This window comes from Bacillus sp. FH (assembly GCF_052216825.1).
GTDB lineage: Bacteria > Bacillota > Bacilli > Bacillales > Bacillaceae_G > Bacillus_A > Bacillus_A paranthracis.
Window position 1 is genome coordinate 1,766,437 of the sequence record NZ_JBQOUU010000001.1, and the last position, 21,374, is coordinate 1,787,810.

Below are 21,374 nucleotides of genomic sequence, written 5' to 3' on the forward strand. Positions count from 1 at the left end.
ATTATTCTCATTATATTAGAAAAAAATAATAATCTTCTATCCTTATTTAATTGTAATTTGTTTATGTAATACAGATATTATTGATTATCATTCTCAATTCATGTTAAAAATAATATCCCTCTCTATTCTTTATAAAGAGCGATTCTTATTTTAACATAAGTCTCTATTTATTTTGTTGATTATCATTCTCAATGAATCTCAAAAAAAATAAAACTATCCATCTTCCTACTTGATCACCTCTATCTACAAAAATAATATTGTTATAGAAAACCTTATACCTTTCACTCCTCACTTTCCTTCCAATATTTCCACAACTAAGTCAATCTTAGCCTACTCATAATTTTTTTGTCAACTATATTACGTATAAAACTTTAAATATCTGAATTTCCTTATATGTGGCTTTTTCTACAAAAAAAAGAGGCTTTCTTTCATAAAAAGCCTCTTTTCTCTATTTTTCTACAGCAACTTCTTGCTTTTGAAACAATGAAATGACATATCCAATTACAATACCTACTAGAGCAGGAACGAACCAACCAATCCCAACACTATATAATGGAATTTTATTTAAAATTGGTGTTAATGCTGCAATCTCAAGATTTGCATTGTGTAATCCATCAAAGAAGCTAATCATGAATGCTCCTACAATACCACCTACATACATGACTAAAGGAAGACGAATATAGTTTTCAAACAGTGATAATATAATTAGCACGATACCAATTGGGTAAATTGCGATTAAGATTGGTAATGCTAATGCATTTAACTGAGTTAAACCAAGATTCGCTACCATAAATGCTAATACACAGAAAATGAAAACAACTTTTTGATAAGAAAGCTTCGGTAATAAAGAAGAGAAATATTCTCCGCAAGCTGCGACAATCCCTACTGAAGTTGTTAAACATGCTGCTGAAATTGCGATTCCTAATAATAAAGTTCCGTAACTACCGAATAAATGATTTACAACGTTTGTTAAAATAATTCCGCCGTTTGCCCCCATTCCAAGAGAGACACTAGAAGCTCCGAGATAAGCAAGCGCTAAGTAAACGAGTAGTAAACCAAGTGCTGCAATAAATCCTGCAAAAATTGTTACTTTTGCAATGCTATTTTTATTTGTAATACCTTTTTCTTTTAACGCATGAATTACAACATTTCCGAATACAAGTGCTGCAAGTCCATCTAAAGTTAAATATCCGTCAATAAAACCTTTAAATAGCGGAGCACTATATGCTTCTGTCGGTGCACCAAATTCACCCATTGGTGTAATAAGTGCTTTACCTACAATAATTGCAATAACAGCTAATAAAATCGGAGTTAATACTTTACCGATGCGGCCCACTAATTTTGATGGGTTTAAAGCTAAATAGAAAGTGAGAGCAAAGAAAATAAATGTAAAGATAACAAGTGGATACGATTGACCAGCTATTTCACTTGGTAAAAATGGTGCAACACTCATTTCATAAGCAACCGTTCCTGTACGCGGCACACTTACGAATACGCCTAAACATAAATAAATTGCAGTAATAAAAACTAGTGCGAATATAGGGTGTACACGCCCTGCTAGCTCATTAATATCTCCCTTTAAAGCTATAACGATAACTCCTAATAAAGGCAATCCAACGCCTGTTACGACAAAACCAAATAGCGCGATCCATACATCTGTTCCAGCGCCTTGTCCTAATGCTGGTGGAAAAATCATATTACCCGCACCGAAAAATAGTGCAAATAACATTAAACTTATTGCAAACATCTCAGAAAACTTTAAAGATGATTTCATTTCTACTAACCTCCTACATAATTATAAATTAACAAAATATTCTGAATTAAAATCCGTCATATATCCTCTTTCAAGCATACTTCCCCGTAAAAGAACGCAAAAAACACCCGTCCCTAACAAAGGGACGAGTGTTGAAATCGTGGTTCCACCCTTATTCTAATAAAATGAATTTATAGCGAAATAAGCTCATTTTATAGCTCGTGTAAATTGATAACGGTTTTATCCGCCAAGAATTACAATGCATCATGTATGCAGTTCACTCTTGAAGTTTAGAGGTGGTAAGCTTGTCTTTTCGTATTAGGAAGCTCACAGCCTAAGGCTTCCCTCTCTGAGAATCGTAAAAAACAACTCATGTCCTCATCATTACTTTTATAAAATATCTTGTCGAAACTTGTTGTTTTTTATTATATGGGCTATTTTTTAAAAAATCAATAGTTTTATTTTTTCTGACAAAAAAATATAGGGAGAAAATTCCCCCTCCCTATAACTGCCCTATTAAAATTTCTAACTCTTCAGCTGTAACGCTCCGCCACTTTCCAACTTCAAGCTCATTTAGCTCTATATTCATAATGCGTACTCGCTTTAACTTTGTTACAGTAAACCCGAAAGCTCGACTCATTCTACGAATTTGTCTGTTCATTCCTTGCGTTAAAACGATGCGAAATGTAGACTGATCCACTCTCGTCACTTTACATGGCTTCGTCATTCCATCTTTGATCTTTACACCGCTGGACATCTCATCAATAAACCAGTCCGTAAAAGGTTTATCGACTGTGACAACATATTCCTTCTCGTGCTCATGATCACCATGTAAAATTTGATTCGCAATCGCACCGTCATTCGTTAATAAAATAAGGCCTTCTGACGCTTTATCTAATCGCCCAACTGGAAAGATTCGCTCTGGGTAATTGATATAATCAATAATATTATCTTCAATATGATCAGCTGCTGTACAAGTAATGCCAACTGGCTTATGAAAGGCGATATACACCTTTTCTTTCTCTTCTTTTGCAAGAACCTGTCCATCAATCGTTACTACATCACCATCGCCTACGAGTGCACCGTGCGTACATATTTCGCCGTTAATAGCCACGCGTCCAGCTTTAATAAGGCGATCTGTTTCACGTCTGGAGCATGATTTTGCTTCGCTTATGTATTGGTTGATTTTCATAGCTTATTCCTTTTCATATATATTAAAAGCGTCAATCTATGGCAATATCATTATGCCACGATTGACGCTCGTTTACTTCGCAAAAACAACTAAATAAATAACCCCAATCACCAAAAATATTCCGCAACAAGCTAACAATACTTTTGCAAGTTTGTCCATAAACATATAATGGTTTCCCCTTTGTTTCGTTGTTTTCTATTTTAATTCGACAACTGTTACGCCTAGGCCTCCCTCGCCCATGTCACCGTAACGGAATGTTTTCACACCACGATGCTTCTTCAAGTAATCTTGAACACCTTGGCGAAGTGCTCCTGTTCCTTTACCGTGAATGATTGATACACGAGGATAGCTTGCAAGCTGGGCATCGTCTAAATATTTCTCGACGCGCGCCATTGCATTTTCAAATCGTTCACCACGAAGGTCAAGTTCTAATGAAACATGATAATCTCTACCTTTTACTGTTGCAACTGCTTTTTTCTCTGTTTGTTTCGGTGTATTAATGTATTCCATATTAGATTCTTTTACTTTCATCTTCAGAATACCAATTTGTACGCTCCACTCTGTATCGCTTACTTTTTCAAGCAATTGACCTTTTTGACCGAACGTTAATACTTTTACTTCATCACCTGCGCGCAACTGTTGTTTCGGCGCAGTATTTTTCACATTTACTTTTTGTTTCTTCACAAGCTCTGGTGCTGCGCCTTCTAGACGGCTCTTCGCTTCAATTAACTCGTGATCTTTCACGTTTGCAAGCTGTGCTTTACGCAACTGACGAAGTTCTTGAATAATGCCTTCTGCCTCTTTCTTTGCAGCTTCGACTTTTTCTTCCCCTTCTTTTTGCGCTTTTAATAATCGTTCATCACGCTCTTCGTTAAATTCAATAATTTGACGTTGTAATTCACGATGCAGTTTTTCAGATTGCTTACGAAGTGCTTCTGCTTCGTTCCAGTCACGCTCTGCATTCTTTTGACTTTCTTCTAACTTCGCAATCATATTTTCAATTTTGTTTGTATCTGTACTAATGTGATTGCGTGCTTGCTCAATGACACGATCAGATAACCCAAGGCGTTTCGAAATTTCAAAGGCATTACTACGTCCTGGTACACCGATTAATAATTTATACGTTGGACTTAATGTATTTACATCAAACTCAACGCTCGCATTGATAACTTGCTCACGATTATATCCGTATGCTTTTAATTCTGGGTAATGCGTCGTAGCAACAACGCGAGCACCGCGATTACATACTTCATCTAAAATTGAAATGGCAAGTGCAGCCCCTTCTTGCGGGTCTGTTCCAGCACCTAATTCATCGAATAAAACTAAGCTTTCAAAATCAGCTTTTTCTAAAATATCAACAATGTTCACCATATGTGAGGAGAACGTACTTAAACTTTGTTCAATCGATTGCTCATCACCGATATCAGCAAATATATTTTTAAATACACAAATCTCTGACTCATCCATTACTGGAATGTGAAGACCAGATTGCGCCATTAATACACAAATACCAACTGTTTTCAGCGTAACTGTTTTACCACCTGTATTCGGTCCTGTAATAACAATTGTCGTGAAATCTTTACCTAACATAATGTTATTTGGCACAATAACTTCTGGATCGATAAGCGGATGACGTGCTTGTTTTAAATCCATGTAACGCTCGTTATTTACGATTGGTTTCGTTGCTTTAATTCGCTTCGCATAGAAAGCTTTCGCAAAAATGAAGTCAAGATTTGCAACTACTTCTACGTTTGATAAAACGATATCGGCTTCTACTGCCACTTCTTCTGTTAACATTAATAAGATGCGTTCGATTTCTTGTTTTTCTTTCACACGTGCTTCTTGGAGCGCGTTATTTAACTCTACAATGACTTGCGGTTCAATAAATAACGTTTGTCCCGAAGCTGATTGATCATGAACAATACCGCCATATACGCCGCGGTATTCTTGTTTTACTGGGATTACGTAACGTTCATTACGAATCGTTACAATTGAGTCAGACAGCATCTTTTGCGCGTTTGAAGAACGCGTCATATTTTCTAACTTTTCACGAATACGGCTTTCCGCAGTACGAATTTGAGTACGAATACCACGCAGTTTATCACTTGCGCTATCGACTACTTCACCGCCATCACCGATGCAATTTGTAATTTTCTTTTCTAAATCATATAAAGATACAATTTGAGCGACATGAGTTTCTAAAATCGGAAGCTCGACACCATTATCAACCATATCTTCAATGAAACGTTTCATATTGCGACTACCATACATCGTATTCGCAATATCAAGTAGTTCATTCGGACTTAACATACTTCCAATCTTTGCACGCTTCACATTGGAGCGAATATCCGTAATACCACCTAATGGCGCACTACCTTTTAAACGAATGACTTTCGCTGCTTCATCCGTTGTATCTTGCATCTCTACAATTTCTTCAAAATCAGTGCTCGGCACTAAGTTCTTCACTTTGTCACGACCAAGTGAAGATGCTGTATGTTCAAGTAATTGTTCTTTTACTTTATTGTATTCTAATACACGCAACGTTCTTTCTAACATGTTGCAGGTCCCCCTTGTGTTACTTATTACGTTTAATATAGTCTAATAAACGTTCAATATCCCACGTGTTAATCACGTTATCTTTTTGAATCCAACCTTTACGTGCTGCCGCTACACCTGTTTCCATATCTTCTAACATTTCAAGTGTATGAGCATCCGTGTTAATCGCTACTTTTACACCAGCATCTTGTGCTTGTTTTAATAATTTCGCGCTTAAATCTAGACGGTTTGGATTCGCATTTAATTCTAAAACTGTATTTGTTTCTTTTGCGAGTTCGATTAATAAGTCTGTATCTACATCATAACCTTCACGGCGTCCAAGGAGACGTCCTGTCGGATGGGCAATCATTGTGACATGCTTATTCTCTAGTGCAGCACGAAGACGTTTCATAATCGTTTCACGGTCTTGTGAGAAGCTAGAGTGAATTGCTCCAATGACATAATCTAGTTCTGCTAATACTTCATCATCAAAATCAAGCGAGGCATCCGGTAAAATGTCCATTTCAATTCCGCGTAAAATTGTAATGTCTGGATACTTTTCGTTCATACGTTCAATTTCTTTCGCTTGTTCACGAAGGCGCTCTTTCGTTAAACCGTTCGCTACTTTCAAGTATTGTGAGTGATCAGTAATTGCCATAAACTTATATCCACGAGCACGGCACGCTTGTACCATCTCTTCAATAGAAAAAGCACCGTCACTCCATGTTGTATGCATATGTAAATCACCTTGTATGTCAGAGAACTGAATTAAGTTTGGATACTCTTTAATTAATTCAATTTCTTTTCCATCTTCACGAACTTCTGGCGGGATAAATGGAAGACCGAAATGAGCAAAGAATTCTTCTTCAGTCTCAAATGTTTTCACTTCCCCTGTTTCCAAGTTCTCTACACCGTACTCACTAATTTTCTCGCCTTTATCTTTTGCGATTTGACGCATTTTTACGTTATGGTCTTTGGATCCTGTGAAATGGTGAAGAGTTGTAATAAACTCTTCTGGTTTTACTAAGCGAAAATCAATTGAAATATCATATTCATATTGAAGACGAACAGAAACTTTCGTATCCCCGCTCGCGATTACTTCAATCATATTATCAAATTGTAGTAAATGCTCACGTACTGCAGCTGGTTCTGTCGTTGCAATAATAAAGTCTAAATCTTTTACTGTTTCACGAACACGGCGCAAACTACCAGCGCGAGAGAAACGAATTACCTCAGCAATATTCGACAATTTCTCCTCTATTTCCCCGGCAATAGGCAATACCATCGCGATTGGTAAACGCTCTGGACGAGATCCTACTTGATCGATTGCTTCTAATATTTTCTCTTCTGTTTTTTTGCCGAAACCAGCTAAAGCTTGTACTTTATTTTCCTCACAAACCGCTTTTAGCGATTCCATATCAACAACACCAAGTTCTTTATATAACTTAGCTACCTTTTTACCACCTAGGCCTGGCAATTTTAATAACGGTAATAAGCTACTTGGCACTTCTTGTTCAAGCTCTTGTAATACTTCAGATGTTCCCGACTCTATATATTCTTGAATAACTGCTGCTGTTCCTTTTCCAATGCCCGGAATCTTCGTGAAATCTTCAATCTCAGAAAGACTACGATCATCACTTTCTAATGCTGCTGCCGCTTTACGAAATGCAGATATTTTAAATGGATTCGCGCCCTTTAGTTCCATAAAAAGCCCGATTGTCTCTAATAATTTGATAACTTGTTTTTTATTTACTTTCATCATTGTCCCGCCTTTCTTTCATAGAAAAAAACTTCTCTTTCCGAAAAAAGAGAAGTTATACTCTGCTACCTGTCTGCCATAGTTCCTTCACCTTTTCAGAGAGAATCGGTGTATCGTCTACAATTATTTTGCTAATTGATGATTGTTGTAATGGTGTTTGTAATTGTTCAATCGGAAGAATGTTTCCAATGATAATTAAGACAAACAAAATAATATATACTTCTAAAAATCCGAGGAGTGCCCCCGCAAACGCATTTACTTGCTTTAAAACCGGTATTTCTGCAAACATATTTAACAAATTACCAAGTAATGAAAGTGCAATTTTTGTGATAATAAACAATATGATAAACGCAAGCGCTTGATAAAATACTGTCTCAATATTATTTGCATCAATCCATTCTGGAACAGATACATTTTTATCAAATGGATACGGAATAAATTTCGCAAGTGCTGGCGCTAAATCTTTACAGTACCAGTATGCAACAAGGTATGCGATAATAAAGCTTGTTAACTTTACAAGTTGCAGAATAAACCCTCTGCGTAAGCCGAGGAAAAATCCCATAACAAGCAGTAAAATGATAATAATATCAATCATGTTATTCCATTCCTTTTTTTGTCATACTTTCTTTCAATTTCTCATGTTCTTCTTTTAATTTTATGTAATCGTGTATGACGTTTACCGCCGTCAATACCGCTAGTCTACTCGTGTCAAGCGAAGGATTCTTGGCATTGAGTTCGCGCATTTTATCATCCACAATCGCTGCTACCATGCGGATATGACTTGTACTTTCATCGCCAACAACTGAATATTGCTGACCATAGATTTCTACATTAATTCGACTTTTCTTTCCCTTTTGTTGTGACAACTCACCGGCCTCCAATCACGTACAGAATCCTAAAGTTTATCATACCATGAACCTTCATAATATGGAAACAGAAAGAACAATCCGATATGATAAAAATAACAATATAAAAAAAGGGGTGACCATTATGTCAAATTCTATCGTAATTCAAACAAATTCTACAGTAATTGAAGACATGAAACAACAATATAAACATTCGCTTAGCCCGAAAACTCCACAAGGCGGAATCTTCATGGCAAAAGTGCCATCTTGCACAATCACAGCGTATAAATCTGGAAAAGTAATGTTCCAAGGTGGACGTGCTGAAGCAGAAGCTTCTCGTTGGCAAACTGTCTCTCAAACACCGAAAACAGCTGTAAAAAGATCTGTTGATTCACACCGTTATGCACCGCCTGCTTCCATCGGTACAATGTCGATCGTAGGGTCAGATGAAGTGGGGACTGGTGATTTCTTCGGACCGATGACAGTCGTTGCTGTATATGTGGATGCGAAGCAAATTCCACTACTAAAAGAACTTGGTGTAAAAGACTCTAAAAACTTAAATGACGAACAAATTACTGCCATTGCAAAACAACTTCTACACGTTGTTCCTTACAGCTCTCTCGTTCTTCATAACGAAAAATATAACGAGCTATTTGATAAAGGAAACAACCAAGGTAAACTAAAAGCTTTGCTACATAATAAAGCTATTACAAACTTATTAGCTAAAATGGCACCTATAAAACCTGAAGGCGTCTTAATCGACCAATTCACACAGCCTGATACATACTACAAATATTTAGCAAAACAAAAACAGGTACAACGTGAAAATGTTTACTTCGCAACGAAAGGCGAAAGCGTCCATTTAGCAGTAGCCGCCGCCTCCATTTTAGCTCGTTACTCATTCGTAAAACAATTTAACGAACTAAGCAAAAAAGCTGGTATGCCCCTTCCAAAAGGTGCTGGTAAACAAGTTGATATCGCCGCCGCTAAATTAATTCAAAAGCTTGGTAAAGAACGATTACCTGAGTTTGTGAAACTGCATTTTGCTAATACGGAAAAGGCGTTTCGCTTACTAAAATAGTATCGACAAAAACAGGAGCCTACAAACTCCTGTTTTTTGTTTCATCCTACTATTATCCTTATAGTTTTGTTATAATTATAATATACAGATTATTCTAACATAGGAGGGGATCCCTATTGCTACTTCTACAAATGATTCTAAATATTTTACTAGGTAATCCACACGAAAGACAGTTCGAAATTAGGGAAAACATTCATCTACTAAGCGAACAACGAGAGTTCAACGATTTAATAGAGCGCTATGGTCGATCTTTCTTATTAAACTTTCGGATTCGAAGATTTATCGGGAAACACGATGCCCGCTTGTTAATACATAATCCAGCAAAACTACAACACTTCTGTGAGGAACTTGAATGTATGATTAGAAAAAGGAGGTTTTTCATATGAACGCTGTAAAAGTTAAAAAGGTATTATATGCTTTCGTACACATCGTAGGTCCTCTATCTTACCTCACTATTTCTACCATTTGGGGAGCTTTTTTCACTACTAAATCTACATTTGAAAATATATCTGATAATCTTGGCGTGATGGCCATCTATTACGTGTTCATGAGTTTACTGTGGTTTTTCTATTTCGATCGATTAGACAAAGATGTAGATAAAGTGAAACTTTAATCAGTGGGGGTTTTGTTCATCTCCCACTGATTATTAGTTGAACCAATCGGGCTTTTACGGGCAGTTGATCCCCCACCTAACTTCTTCGTGTTCGCTGAATTTTGAGATGGGGGTCTTACTGCCCGTTAATGCGGGATAACATTACAAAAGAGATTCATGATAAAAAGATGTAACACATAAAAAGGAGAGTCGCCAAGACTCTCCTTTTTATGTTAGCTTTGTTTCTGCTTCTTATTAGATGAAGATACTTTATGAGAACCTGTTTCATGCGTCGTCGTTCCTTGTCCTTCTACTTCTGGAGAACCGAGGCCCGATCTTGAATGATCTTTTTTCACTTTTTTACTCATTTATATTCACCCCTTCGCGTTACTTTTTGCTACGAGGCAGTAAACTATACAAAATAAAAAGCGAGAGGAAATCCTCTCGCTTTTTTCATATTTTAGAATTCAGAAGAACCTGGAGTTCTTGGGAATGGAATTACGTCACGGATGTTAGCCATGCCAGTGATGTACATTAGGAAGCGCTCGAAACCTAGACCGAATCCAGCGTGTTTTGTACCGCCGTATTTTCTAAGTTCTAAGTACCACCAGTAGTCCTCTTCTTTCATGCCTAATTCTTTAATTCTGTCTACTAAAACGTCCATTCTTTCTTCACGTTGACTTCCGCCGATTAATTCACCGATGCCAGGAACTAGAAGGTCAGTAGCAGCTACTGTTTTACCGTCGTCATTTAAGCGCATGTAGAATGCTTTAATGTCTTTCGGATAGTCCGTTACGAATACAGGGCGTTTAAAGATTTCTTCTGATAAGTATCTTTCATGCTCTGTTTGTAAGTCAATACCCCATTCTACTGGGTATTTGAAGTCAGCACCTGATTCTTGAAGTACTTTAATTGCTTCTGTATAAGTGATGCGACCGAAGTCAGAGTTAATTACGTTGTTCATGCGCTCTAAAACTGTTTTATCAACGAAGCTGTTGAAGAATTCCATTTCTTCTGGTGCATGCTCTAATACGTATTTCATTGCATATTTCAGCATATCTTCTGTAAGGTTCATTACGTCACCTAGTTCAGCGAATGCAATCTCAGGCTCAACCATCCAGAACTCAGCAGCGTGGCGAGTTGTGTTTGAGTTTTCTGCACGGAATGTAGGTCCGAATGTGTATACATCACGGAATGCTAATGCATAAGCTTCAGCGTTCAGCTGTCCACTTACTGTTAAGTTTGTTTCTTTGCCGAAGAAGTCTTTTGATTCATCAACTTGTCCGTCTTCGCCTTTTGGTACGTTGTTTAAATCTTGCGTTGTTACACGGAACATTTCGCCCGCACCTTCTGTATCACTACCAGTAATGATTGGTGTGTGAACATGTACGAATCCACGCTCTTGGAAGAATTGGTGAATCGCAAATGCTGCGATAGAACGTACGCGGAACGTTGCAGAGAATGCATTTGTTCTTGGACGTAAGTGAGCAATTGTACGTAAGTATTCAAACGTATGACGTTTCTTTTGAAGTGGGTAATCAGAATCTGATAAGCCCTCAATATCAATTTTTTCTGCTTTAATTTCAAATGGTTGTTTCGCTCCAGGCGTTACAATTACTTTACCTTCTACTTTAACTGAAGAGCTAAGTGGAAGCTTTGCAATTTCTTTAAAGTTATCTAATTCTGTATCGAAAACGATTTGAACGCTTTTGAAGAAGCTACCGTCGTTTAATTCGATGAAGCCAAATGCTTTTGAATCACGTAAGTTACGAATCCACCCTGATACTTGTACTGTTTGACCTGCGTATTTATCTGTATCTCTATACAGACTTTTTACTAATGTGTTTTCCATAGTGAAATTCTCCTTTGCTGATATATTTAAATACAAAAAAACCTTTCATCCATAAAGGGACGAAAGGTTAAACTTCGCGGTACCACCCAATTTGTCATAAAGACCAACTTTAACTCGTATGTAATACATACTTCCCGGTTTGTAACAGGCCGGATTCCCGTCTAAGTCTACTCTTGAATACAAGATTCAATTTCGGTTAGCAACTCCAAGGTGTTCTTCACATATACCGCCTCATCAGGCTCTCACCGTCCCTGACTCGCTTTGGATTATAGTATATACTACTTTTCCTTATCATCGTCTTTCATTTTGTTAAACTAAAATTAATGTACTACATTCGAGAGAAAGATGCAAGATGTCGGAAAATATATTAGCGATTTTTGTAATATATCGATCGTAACTCCAAATATATCAGCGATTTTTATAATATATCGATCGTAACTCCAAATATATCGGCGATTTTTGTAATATATCGACCGTAACTCCAAATATATCGGCGATTTTTGTAATATATCGACTTACCGACATTTTCCGACAACCAATCCACTAAAAAAATTGCCGGAATAGATCCGGCAATTTCTTATTATTTACGTAACTCCGCACCAAATTTCTCTTCTACCGCTGTTAACACGCGGTTATGTGCTTCTGTTACTTCTTCGTCTGTTAACGTACGCTCTGCATCGAAGTAGTTCATAGAGAATGCAAGTGATTTCTTGCCTTCTTCCATTTTTTCACCTTCGTATAAGTCAAATAGTGTTACGTCTTTCAGAAGTTCTCCACCAGCTTCAGCAATAACTTGCTTCATTTCGCCAGCTTTTGTTTCTTTCGTTACGACAACAGCCATGTCACGTGTCATAGATGGGAAACGTGGAATTGCTGAGTAGTAAGTTTCTTCAGCGTCTGCACCGAATACTTTTACAAGAGATAGTTCGAATACGAATGTATTTTTCACATCTAATTGTTTTTCTGCTTCTGGGTGCAATTGACCGATGAAACCAATTACTTCGCCTTCTAATACGATGTCAGCTGTACGACCTGGGTGCATACCTTCACGTTTTGCTGGTGCATATGTGATTTGGTTTGAAACGCCAAGTACGTCAAATAGACCTTCTAGTACACCTTTCACAACGAAGAAGTCTACTACTTTTTTCTCACCTTGCCATGCATGGTGAAGAGCAAGACCTGTCATAACACCCGCAAGATGTTGTTCTTCTTTCGGAAGTTCTCCTTCTTCTGTCGGTAAGAAGATAGAACCTACTTCGTATAAAGCAACGCTATCGTTTTTACGAGCGACATTGTATGAAACTGCTTCTAACAATTGTGGCACTAAGCTTAAACGAAGTTGGCTGCGTTCTTCACTCATTGGAAGTGCAAGAGCTACAGGCGCTTTTTCGTTTGGCTCCACCATATATTGTTTCGCTTTGTCAGCGCTTGTTAATGAATACGTAATTGCTTCATATAAACCAGCACCTTCTAAGAAGCGACGTACTTTACGACGTTTCGTTTGCGCTGCTGTTAATTTACCACGAGTCATTGTTCCAGAAGGTAATGTAACTGGAATGTGGTCATAACCGTATAGACGGCCCACTTCTTCTACTAAGTCTTCTGAAATTGTAATATCAGGACGACGTGCTGGTACATTCACGTGGAATGTTCCTTCTACTTCTGTGAATGGGAATTTCAAGTTTGTGAATATTGTACCCATTTCACTCGCAGAAATATTTGTGCCTAATACTCGGTTTACTTTTTCAGCAGTAACAGATACTGTACGCTCCTGTACTTGTAAGTTATCAACTTCTACGACACCTTCAAGCGCTTCTCCGCCAGCATATTTCGCCATTAAAGCGGCTGCGTGTTGAATTGCTTCAAATGTACGTGTTGGATCGATTCCTTTTTCGAAACGTGCACTTGATTCACTGCGAAGACCTAAGTCTTTTGATGTACGACGTACTGTTTGACCTGAAAAGTATGCAGACTCAATTAGAACGTTTACTGTCTCATTTGTAACTTCTGAATCCGCTCCGCCCATTACACCAGCAACAGCTAACGCTTTTGTGCCGTTTGTAATAACAAGGTGGTGGCTTTGTAACGTACGTTCTTGATCATCTAACGTTTCAATTTTTTCGCCTTCTTTTGCAAGACGAACAACGATTTCTTTTGAACCTAATTTATCGTAATCGAATGCATGTAACGGTTGACCGTATTCCATTAGAATGTAGTTTGTAATATCAACTACGTTGCTAATCGGACGAATGCCAGCTGCCATAAGGCGAGTTTGCATCCACATTGGTGATGGACCAATTTTTACGTTCTTCACCATTTTTGCAATGTATAATGGATTTTCTTCTTTCGCTTCTACACTTACAGAAATGTAATCGGCAGTTTTTTCTGCTGTTTCTTGTAAGTCGATAGCTGGAAGTTTTACTTCACGGCCGTAAATAGCAGCTACTTCATATGCAACACCTAACATGTTTAAGCAATCTGCACGGTTTGGTGTTAAACCAAGCTCAAGTACTTCATCATGTAAGTTTAAAATTTCAAGTGCATCTGCACCAACTTCAGCGTCACTTGGGAAGATGAAGATACCATCTGCGTATTCTTTTGAAACTAACTTTCCATCAATGCCAAGCTCTTGAAGAGCACAAACCATACCGTGAGAAGCTTCACCACGTAGTTTTGCTTTTTTAATTTTGAAATTACCAGGAAGTACAGCGCCAACTTTTGCAACTGGTACTTTTAAACCTTTTGCAATGTTAGCAGCACCACAAATAATTTGAACTGGTTCTTCTTCACCAATATCGATTAAGCATTTGCTTAACTTATCAGCTTCTGGGTGTTTTTCACATTCTAATACGTGACCAACTACAACACCTTTTACACCTTTATTTAATACTTCAACACCTTCTACTTCAATACCACTTTTCGTGATTTTGTCTGCTAGTTCTTGTGCCGTTACATCTTTAATATCTACATACTCTTGTAACCAACGATATGATACGAACATACTTATCCTCTCCTTCCCTTACGCTCGTTTGAATTGTTGTAAGAAACGTACATCATTTGTATAGAAATGACGAATGTCATCTACGCCGTATTTCAACATTGCGATACGCTCTGCGCCCATACCGAATGCGAAACCTTGATATTCTTTCGAATCATAACCAGCCATTTCAAGTACGTTCGGGTGAACCATACCTGCGCCTAAAATTTCAATCCAACCAGTTCCTTTACAAGTGCCGCAACCTTTGCCATGACACATCATACAAGAAATGTCCATCTCTACAGATGGCTCTGTGAATGGGAAGAAACTTGGACGAAGACGGATTTCACGATCTTCACCGAACATCTTTTTCACGAATACTTGCAGTGTACCTTTTAAGTCACTCATGCGAATGTTTTTATCAATTACAAGACCTTCAATTTGCATGAACTGGTGTGAATGCGTCGCATCATCGTCATCACGGCGATACACTTTACCAGGACAAATAATTTTAATTGGGCCTTTTTCTTTATTATTTTCCATCGTACGTGCTTGCACAGAAGATGTATGTGTACGTAGTAACGTTTCTTCTGTAATGTAGAATGTATCTTGCATATCACGCGCTGGGTGATCTTTCGGTAAGTTTAATGCTTCGAAGTTGTAGTAGTCTTTTTCTACTTCTGTTCCTTCCGCTACTTCATAACCCATACCGATGAATACATCTTCAATTTGTTCAACAACAGCTGTTAACGGATGGTGACAACCTGTTTCAACAGGACGACCTGGCAATGTAACATCAATTGTTTCAGTTGCTAATTTCGCTTCAATTACTGCTTTTTCTAAGTTGCTGATTTTGTCGTCTAGACGCGTTTGAATCGCTTCACGTACTTCATTTACTAATGCTCCCATACGTGGACGCTCTTCTGCTGATAATTTTCCCATGCCGCGTAATACTTCTGTAATTGGACCTTTTTTTCCTAAATACGCTACGCGTACGTCGTTTAAGCCTTTTAGCTCTTTCGCTTCTTCAATAAGCTCTAACGCTTTTTGCTTTAGCTCTTTTAAACGTGCTTCCATTTGGAACCCTCCTAATTTTAAAAATAAAAAAACCTCGCTCCCAAAAAGGGACGAGGTAAATTCGCGGTACCACCCTAAATTGACAGAACATGTCTGCCCACTCATTAGTTATAACGATCAATTCTGACCGGAACGCCTTTACATATACATGGTCCTGGCGTCAACTCCAGAGGTGAATTCACTTCCGTCTACCATAAGAATGCTTTCAGTCTACGGCATTCTCTCCCTATATGGCGATTTTGTAAGCTACTCTTCTCTATCAACGTTTTTCGTTATTTAACTTTTAATATAATGTACTTCAACTTATTATAAGAAGTTTTTTATTTGTTCGCAACCGGGCTTTGCAAATAATACGTTAAAATCCCTGCTGCAACTGCAACATTTAATGATTCTGCCCCGCCGTAAATCGGAATATACAAGTTTCGATCCGTTTTTGCAAGAATTTCTTGGCGTACGCCGTTTCCTTCATTTCCTACAATTAATGCAAAGCTACCAGCTGGTGTTACTTCCCCGTACGGAACTCCATTTTCAAGAGCTGTTCCATATACAGGAACGTTATTTTCTTTTAGCTTGTCTACCCATTCTTCTAAGTTCCCTTTTACAATTGGTAAGTGAAAAATAGAACCTTGTGTAGAACGGAGTACTTTACTATTATAAACATCAACACAACCTTCTCCAAGCACAACGGCATGAATACCAGCTGCATCAGCTGTACGAATAATTGTCCCTAAGTTACCTGGGTCTTGCAGGCCATCTAATAAAAGAAACTTCCCATCAGCAAGAGCTACTTCCTTCTCATGCTTTTCACAAACAGCAAATACACCTTGCGTCGTTTCTGTTTCACGAAGTACTTTTACGATTGCTTCCGGTACGATATACATTTCTACATCATTAACTGTCCAATCTTTCGGAAGGTCTGTCTGATCTGAAACGATAAGTTCTGTTACAACTCCTGCTTTTAAAGCTTCCTCCACTAAATGGAATCCTTCTACAAAAAATAAACCTTTTTTATCGCGCTCTTTCTTCGTTTGCAGCTTTTTCCACTGCTTCACACGCGGATTTTGTACTGAATCAATGTTTTTCATAATATGTATTTCCCTCTCTTCTTGTCTTATCATTATAGCCTATTTTTCATACATATTTACATAAAAAAGAACAAAAACTAACGTCAGTTTCAATTCTGAAGAAGAGGTGAAAACAATGAGTTTTAATTTACGCGGTGCTGTATTAGCAAATGTATCTGGTAATACACAAGATCAATTACAAGAAACAATTGTCGATGCAATTCAAAGCGGTGAAGAGAAAATGCTTCCAGGTCTTGGTGTCTTATTTGAAGTCATTTGGAAAAACGCTGATGAAAATGAAAAGCATGAAATGTTAGAAACACTAGAGCAAGGATTAAAAAAGTAAACAATTTGAAAATCACCTTTGCATAAGCCAAGGTGATTTTTTTCTTCTCCTAAACATTTCTACTTTACTAACGCTACTCGATGGAGTACAATGTTCAAAATACATTTAAACCGATCGATTTTTCTTCATATACACCATTAGATAAAAGGAGTGAATGTTTTATGCACCGTATTACGCTTGAACAAATTTTTAAACACCACATTACACAAAAATACGTAAATCGTTCTGGGATGGTCCACGCGATCGCTGTCGCTTACCATGCGTTTCACTTAGCTAAAAAGCATCACGCCTCAGTCGATGCTGCGACAAAAGCTGGTTTCCTTCATGATATCGGACATCATACGTGGTACACAGGCGGCGAATGGGACTATGATTTATATAAAAAGAATGATATACACGCAATTAAAGGAGCAGAAAGAGCTCATAAATTGCTTATTAGATTAGGAGAGCATCCTAAACTAGCAAAAGAAATTTCTATCGCCATTCTTCTTCATACAGATTCTTTCTTAGTACAGCAAGAAATCGAAAGAACATCTCTGCAAAACATTATTAAATGGGCAGACGAAGCAGATGAAGAACCGGGCGGGGCGCATCATTATCGAACAATTTCTTATGAAAAAGCACTAAAAGCAATTCAACAGTTAGACCGATTGGTAGAACGTGAATTACAAATAGAGCAATCAAAATCCAACAACAAAGCAGAACATAGTTACCAATAAGAAAGAGGCATCACTATAGGGTGATACCTCTTTTATTATTTTATGGAAAATACACCTTTATATGTAATATTTAAATGTTACATTCAAAAATCAAATACTTTATAATTAAATATACAAATATAAAGAGGTGATTTTACAAATGCAACCCGCTACACAACTTTCTAATGAACAGAAATACTCTATGTCATGGTTACAATTTATTAGCTCCGTTTTATTCGCTTTTTTCGGAACCGGACTTATTACTGTGTTCCTCGCAATGCCATTAACAATTTATACAGCTGGTCTCACAAATAAAAAACAAATTGCCCTGTACGAATCTATTGCCAATACCGCAAGTACCGTATTACAACTAGCCGTACTGTTATTCTTCATTTTTAAATTCGAACCCGCAAAAAAATTACTACTAAAATCTTTTAACTTTAAAGCACTGAAAGAATGGCGCACATACGTATATTTACTTCTTTTCTTCGTTATAAACATCGTACTCAATTACATACTGTTAAATTATGTGTTCCAAAATGCAACGAAGCAGCAATCTTCCGCACTAAGCTTAGACGTCTTTAAGCAATATCAAATATTATTGCTTCTCAGCTTCGCCATACTCACACCCATTTTTGAAGAACTTATTTTCCGTGGTTTTATACTTCGCTTCTTCTCAGAACGCTTTCCATTTTGGATCGCAGCCATCGTAACAAGTTTCTTCTTCGGTATCGCTCATACATACTCACTTGGGGTTATGGTAATTACTTTCTTCATGGGATTATTAATGGCTATTTTATGTAAAAAAACAAAATCCATTATTCCAGCTATGTTATTTCATATTATGAATAATATGTTGGCGTTCTTGAGTTAAAAAGAGGTATCATCGCGATACCTCTTTTATTAATTCGTATGACCACTACTCATTTCTATCAAATTATACATATTCATTAATAATATCCAAAATAAACCTCATGTAGTAAAATATAACTGATTACACAGAAGGAGATTATATATGTTGAGCTTACTTTGGGTTATTTATATGCCACTTCTTGTTTTATGCGGATTTTTTGGTGGTATTTTTTTAATTGTTACTAGCGTGAAACACCGTAAATTATTTGTCGGTTTAATGGGGCTACTTAGCTTTTCCTTTGTCACACTACCTTTTGTTTTTTGGGGCATGGGAATGGAGGGCAATACAATCCTTCCTATTTCAACTACTTTATATTGGATACTGTTTTCTTTAACTGGATTATTAGCTGGAGTAAGTGGATTACAAGCAAAAATTAAAAGTATCCGTAATATGGGATTCATTATTTTTATCGCTGGTATATTAGGGGTTATCTTCTGGTTACTCATGACTGTGGGTGATTCATACTATATATAATATTTTTTGAAACTCACAAATCGGAGGTAGTACAGAAGTGTTCGGAATATTAACTTGGATGATTTTAGCTCTTACTTTGATGTTATGCCAATTCATCGTCGGTATTTTTTTAATTATTGGTGGCATGAAACATCGGAAATCACTTACCACTATAGCTGGTTTCATTAGCATATTCCTTATCGTTGTTCCTATCATTTGTATAGGTTCTGGAATAGATTTAGAGGGGATGGTTCCAATTTCGGGAACTTTATATTGGTGCTTCTTCTCTTTAGCTGGACTATTAGCTATTATAAGCGGAAGACAAATATCGAGTATTCGTTCTATGGGGACGATTTTGTTTATAGCAGGGCTTTGCTCCGTAACTGGTTATCATCTTTTATATGTAACTGCATAAAAAGCACAAAAAAGCAGGGAAATTAATTCCCTGCTTTTCTATTTGGTTTATTGCCTGATGGTAAGAAGAACGATAACACCCAAGCAATCCCTGCGAGTATCGTTGCAATTAAGAAGGCATCGTTAATACCGTTAATTGCAGATAACTTTGAAATTTGTCCGAATAATAGTTGCGTGCTCATCGCATCTCCTGCTTGTGCTGATCCAGCAATCGCTGCTAAGCTTTGCCCCATGCCGTGTACTTTATCAACTAAAATTGGGTTTGACGTTGTTAACATATTTCCATAATCTGCTACGTGCGCAGTCGTTTGTTGCGTCATAAGCGTGATTAATATCGCTGTTCCAATTGAACCAGCTACTTGCCTTGACGTATTTTGCGTTGCTGTACCGTGAGAAATTAATTTCATCGGTAGCGCGTTCATACCAGCTGTCATAATTGGCATCATAATGAATGACATACCAATTGAGCGTATAATATAATCCGTCATAATAACGCTATACGGTGTATCCATCGATAATTTTGTAAATTCATATGTCGCATACGTCGTAATTGCCAATCCAATTATCGCTAATGGACGAATGCCATATTTATCGAATAATTTACCCGCTACTGGTCCCATGATCCCCATAATTAATGATCCTGGAAGAAGTAGTAAACCAGATTCAATTGGCGTAAAGCCACGAATGTTTTGCAGATATACAGGAAGTAATAACATACCTCCGAATAATGCCATTGTAACAATTGCGTTAATTACTAAAGTGAAAGTAAATACTGGATATTTAAATACTTGTAAATCAAGCATTTTATTGTCCGTTGTTAACTCTCTCCAAATAAATAACGCTAAACCAATTACACCGATAATAAGTGAAATAACAACTTCTGCACTAGTCCAACTATTATTTCCAGCTTCACTAAATCCGTACAATAAGCTTCCTAGTCCAATACTTGAACTAACAACACCGAATATATCTAATTTTGTTTTAGACACTGGCTGAGCTAGTGTAAAGAATTTTAAAGATAGGAACGTAATAATTAAACCGATAATAAACATCGCATAGAACATTAAGTTCCAGCTGTAATTTTCAATTACCCAACCTGTTACAGTTGGTCCGATAGCTGGTGCTAAAATCATTGCTACGCCTAGTAATCCCATCGCTGCTCCGCGCTTATGAGGCGGGAATAATGTCATGAAGATATTCATACCAACCGGCATTAAAATACCCGCACCAACCGCTTGAATAACGCGGCCCGTCATCATCATTGTAAAGTTTCCTGAAGTAGCACAAATGATAGATCCTACCGTAAAGAATAACATTGCTGCTACGAATAATTTACGATACGTAAATCGTGAAACTAAAAAGGCACTAATCGGTACTAAAATACCATTTACAAGCATGAAGCCTGTAATTAACCATTGTGCTGTTGAAGTTGATACGTTAAATTCATTCATTAACGGAGGCAATGCAACGTTAATGATTGTTTGGTTTAAAATAGAAACGAACATGCCGAGAATTAATACAGCTACCACTGCTTTTACGTTCACATTCTCTACAGGCATAGACATTTGTTTTTTCGGCACTTCTTTTTCTTGTTTTACTTCTTCTTGCTTTCCTGTTTCCAACTCAACTACATTAGAAATTTCCGGTTCTTGCTTTCGTTCAATGTCTTTCTCTTCTGTTTCAACTTTACTTACTTCTATTTTACTTACGGCTGGGACTTGTTCTTCTCCCATTTTCGTTTTTTTCTTTCGTAAAAGACGATTTACAAGGAAGAAGACGATTATACAAAATAGTGCATATCCTGCAATTACAATTGAGGACAT

Annotated in this window: 20 protein-coding genes and 3 other annotated features; of the genes, 8 read left to right on the forward strand and 12 right to left on the reverse strand. The window is 37.3% G+C overall.

What is annotated here, in order from left to right; genetic code table 11:
- Positions 1-448: 448 nt before the first annotated feature.
- From brnQ6 to zapA, 6 genes are all read right to left on the reverse strand, one after another.
- Complete coding sequence (gene brnQ6, locus ACTT1L_RS09375; protein WP_442821883.1) at positions 449-1,774, reverse strand: branched-chain amino acid transport system II carrier protein BrnQ6; 1,326 nt, start codon at positions 1,772-1,774, stop codon at positions 449-451.
- Positions 1,775-1,891: 117 nt separating this feature from the next.
- Positions 1,892-2,147, reverse strand: a binding site (T-box leader).
- Between the two features lie 108 nt (positions 2,148-2,255).
- Complete coding sequence (locus tag ACTT1L_RS09380; RefSeq protein WP_000700722.1) at positions 2,256-2,945, reverse strand: 23S rRNA pseudouridine(2604) synthase RluF; 690 nt, start codon at positions 2,943-2,945, stop codon at positions 2,256-2,258.
- Positions 2,946-3,140: 195 nt separating this feature from the next.
- On the reverse strand, positions 3,141-5,501 hold the full coding sequence (locus ACTT1L_RS09385; protein ID WP_071742023.1) for an endonuclease MutS2: 2,361 nt from the start codon (positions 5,499-5,501) through the stop codon (positions 3,141-3,143).
- A 19-nt stretch (positions 5,502-5,520) separates the two neighbouring features.
- A complete protein-coding gene (polX, locus tag ACTT1L_RS09390; protein WP_000867555.1) occupies positions 5,521-7,239 on the reverse strand; it encodes a DNA polymerase/3'-5' exonuclease PolX in 1,719 nt (572 codons plus the stop codon).
- Between the two features lie 55 nt (positions 7,240-7,294).
- Complete coding sequence (locus tag ACTT1L_RS09395; RefSeq protein WP_000565413.1) at positions 7,295-7,834, reverse strand: CvpA family protein; 540 nt, start codon at positions 7,832-7,834, stop codon at positions 7,295-7,297.
- Between the two features lies 1 nt (position 7,835).
- The gene (gene zapA / locus ACTT1L_RS09400; RefSeq protein ID WP_000082701.1) at positions 7,836-8,105 is read right to left on the reverse strand and encodes a cell division protein ZapA; all 270 of its coding nucleotides are present in this window, start codon (positions 8,103-8,105) and stop codon (positions 7,836-7,838) included.
- A gap of 124 nt (positions 8,106-8,229) precedes the next feature.
- Here zapA and rnhC point away from each other — a divergent pair, with 124 nt between their 5' ends.
- The 3 genes from rnhC to ACTT1L_RS09415 all read left to right on the forward strand — a co-directional run bounded on the left by rnhC (position 8,230) and on the right by ACTT1L_RS09415 (position 9,778).
- On the forward strand, positions 8,230-9,165 hold the full coding sequence (gene rnhC / locus ACTT1L_RS09405; protein WP_000071600.1) for a ribonuclease HIII: 936 nt from the start codon (positions 8,230-8,232) through the stop codon (positions 9,163-9,165).
- Positions 9,166-9,281: 116 nt separating this feature from the next.
- Positions 9,282-9,551, forward strand: coding sequence for a hypothetical protein (locus ACTT1L_RS09410; protein ID WP_046198149.1), 270 nt, complete (start codon positions 9,282-9,284; stop codon positions 9,549-9,551).
- On the forward strand, positions 9,548-9,778 hold the full coding sequence (locus ACTT1L_RS09415) for a hypothetical protein (protein ID WP_048557713.1): 231 nt from the start codon (positions 9,548-9,550) through the stop codon (positions 9,776-9,778). The genes ACTT1L_RS09410 and ACTT1L_RS09415 overlap by 4 nt, the downstream gene beginning before the upstream one ends.
- Positions 9,779-9,990: 212 nt before the next feature.
- On the opposite strand, the gene ACTT1L_RS09420 is transcribed toward ACTT1L_RS09415, so the two are convergent.
- From ACTT1L_RS09420 to ACTT1L_RS09440, 5 genes are all read right to left on the reverse strand, one after another.
- The gene (locus ACTT1L_RS09420) at positions 9,991-10,125 is read right to left on the reverse strand and encodes a YuzL family protein (protein WP_000039589.1); all 135 of its coding nucleotides are present in this window, start codon (positions 10,123-10,125) and stop codon (positions 9,991-9,993) included.
- A 92-nt stretch (positions 10,126-10,217) separates the two neighbouring features.
- Positions 10,218-11,609, reverse strand: a complete 1,392-nt coding sequence (gene asnS / locus ACTT1L_RS09425) for an asparagine--tRNA ligase (RefSeq protein WP_000432166.1) — start codon at positions 11,607-11,609, stop codon at positions 10,218-10,220.
- Between the two features lie 52 nt (positions 11,610-11,661).
- Positions 11,662-11,913, reverse strand: a binding site (T-box leader).
- A gap of 276 nt (positions 11,914-12,189) precedes the next feature.
- A complete protein-coding gene (gene pheT / locus ACTT1L_RS09430) occupies positions 12,190-14,610 on the reverse strand; it encodes a phenylalanine--tRNA ligase subunit beta (RefSeq protein ID WP_071742020.1) in 2,421 nt (806 codons plus the stop codon).
- An 18-nt stretch (positions 14,611-14,628) separates the two neighbouring features.
- Positions 14,629-15,663, reverse strand: a complete 1,035-nt coding sequence (pheS, locus tag ACTT1L_RS09435; protein WP_000388219.1) for a phenylalanine--tRNA ligase subunit alpha — start codon at positions 15,661-15,663, stop codon at positions 14,629-14,631.
- Positions 15,664-15,706: 43 nt separating this feature from the next.
- Positions 15,707-15,935, reverse strand: a binding site (T-box leader).
- A gap of 48 nt (positions 15,936-15,983) precedes the next feature.
- Positions 15,984-16,781, reverse strand: coding sequence for a TrmH family RNA methyltransferase (locus ACTT1L_RS09440; RefSeq protein WP_001993769.1), 798 nt, complete (start codon positions 16,779-16,781; stop codon positions 15,984-15,986).
- An 82-nt stretch (positions 16,782-16,863) separates the two neighbouring features.
- Here ACTT1L_RS09440 and sspI point away from each other — a divergent pair, with 82 nt between their 5' ends.
- The 5 genes from sspI to ACTT1L_RS09465 all read left to right on the forward strand — a co-directional run bounded on the left by sspI (position 16,864) and on the right by ACTT1L_RS09465 (position 19,552).
- Positions 16,864-17,073: a small acid-soluble spore protein SspI gene (sspI, locus tag ACTT1L_RS09445; RefSeq protein WP_000009513.1), complete on the forward strand. Its 210-nt coding sequence runs from the start codon at positions 16,864-16,866 to the stop codon at positions 17,071-17,073.
- A gap of 161 nt (positions 17,074-17,234) precedes the next feature.
- Positions 17,235-17,792 (forward strand): HD domain-containing protein, encoded by a 558-nt coding sequence (locus ACTT1L_RS09450; protein WP_000554791.1) that lies wholly within the window; start codon positions 17,235-17,237, stop codon positions 17,790-17,792.
- Between the two features lie 139 nt (positions 17,793-17,931).
- Positions 17,932-18,645 (forward strand): CPBP family intramembrane glutamic endopeptidase, encoded by a 714-nt coding sequence (locus tag ACTT1L_RS09455; protein ID WP_001182127.1) that lies wholly within the window; start codon positions 17,932-17,934, stop codon positions 18,643-18,645.
- Between the two features lie 141 nt (positions 18,646-18,786).
- Positions 18,787-19,158 (forward strand): hypothetical protein, encoded by a 372-nt coding sequence (locus ACTT1L_RS09460; RefSeq protein ID WP_000950045.1) that lies wholly within the window; start codon positions 18,787-18,789, stop codon positions 19,156-19,158.
- A 37-nt stretch (positions 19,159-19,195) separates the two neighbouring features.
- A complete protein-coding gene (locus ACTT1L_RS09465) occupies positions 19,196-19,552 on the forward strand; it encodes a hypothetical protein (protein ID WP_000467061.1) in 357 nt (118 codons plus the stop codon).
- A gap of 22 nt (positions 19,553-19,574) precedes the next feature.
- Here ACTT1L_RS09465 and ACTT1L_RS09470 read toward each other — a convergent pair whose 3' ends face one another.
- Positions 19,575-21,374, reverse strand: coding sequence for a DHA2 family efflux MFS transporter permease subunit (locus ACTT1L_RS09470; protein ID WP_000095286.1), 1,800 nt, complete (start codon positions 21,372-21,374; stop codon positions 19,575-19,577).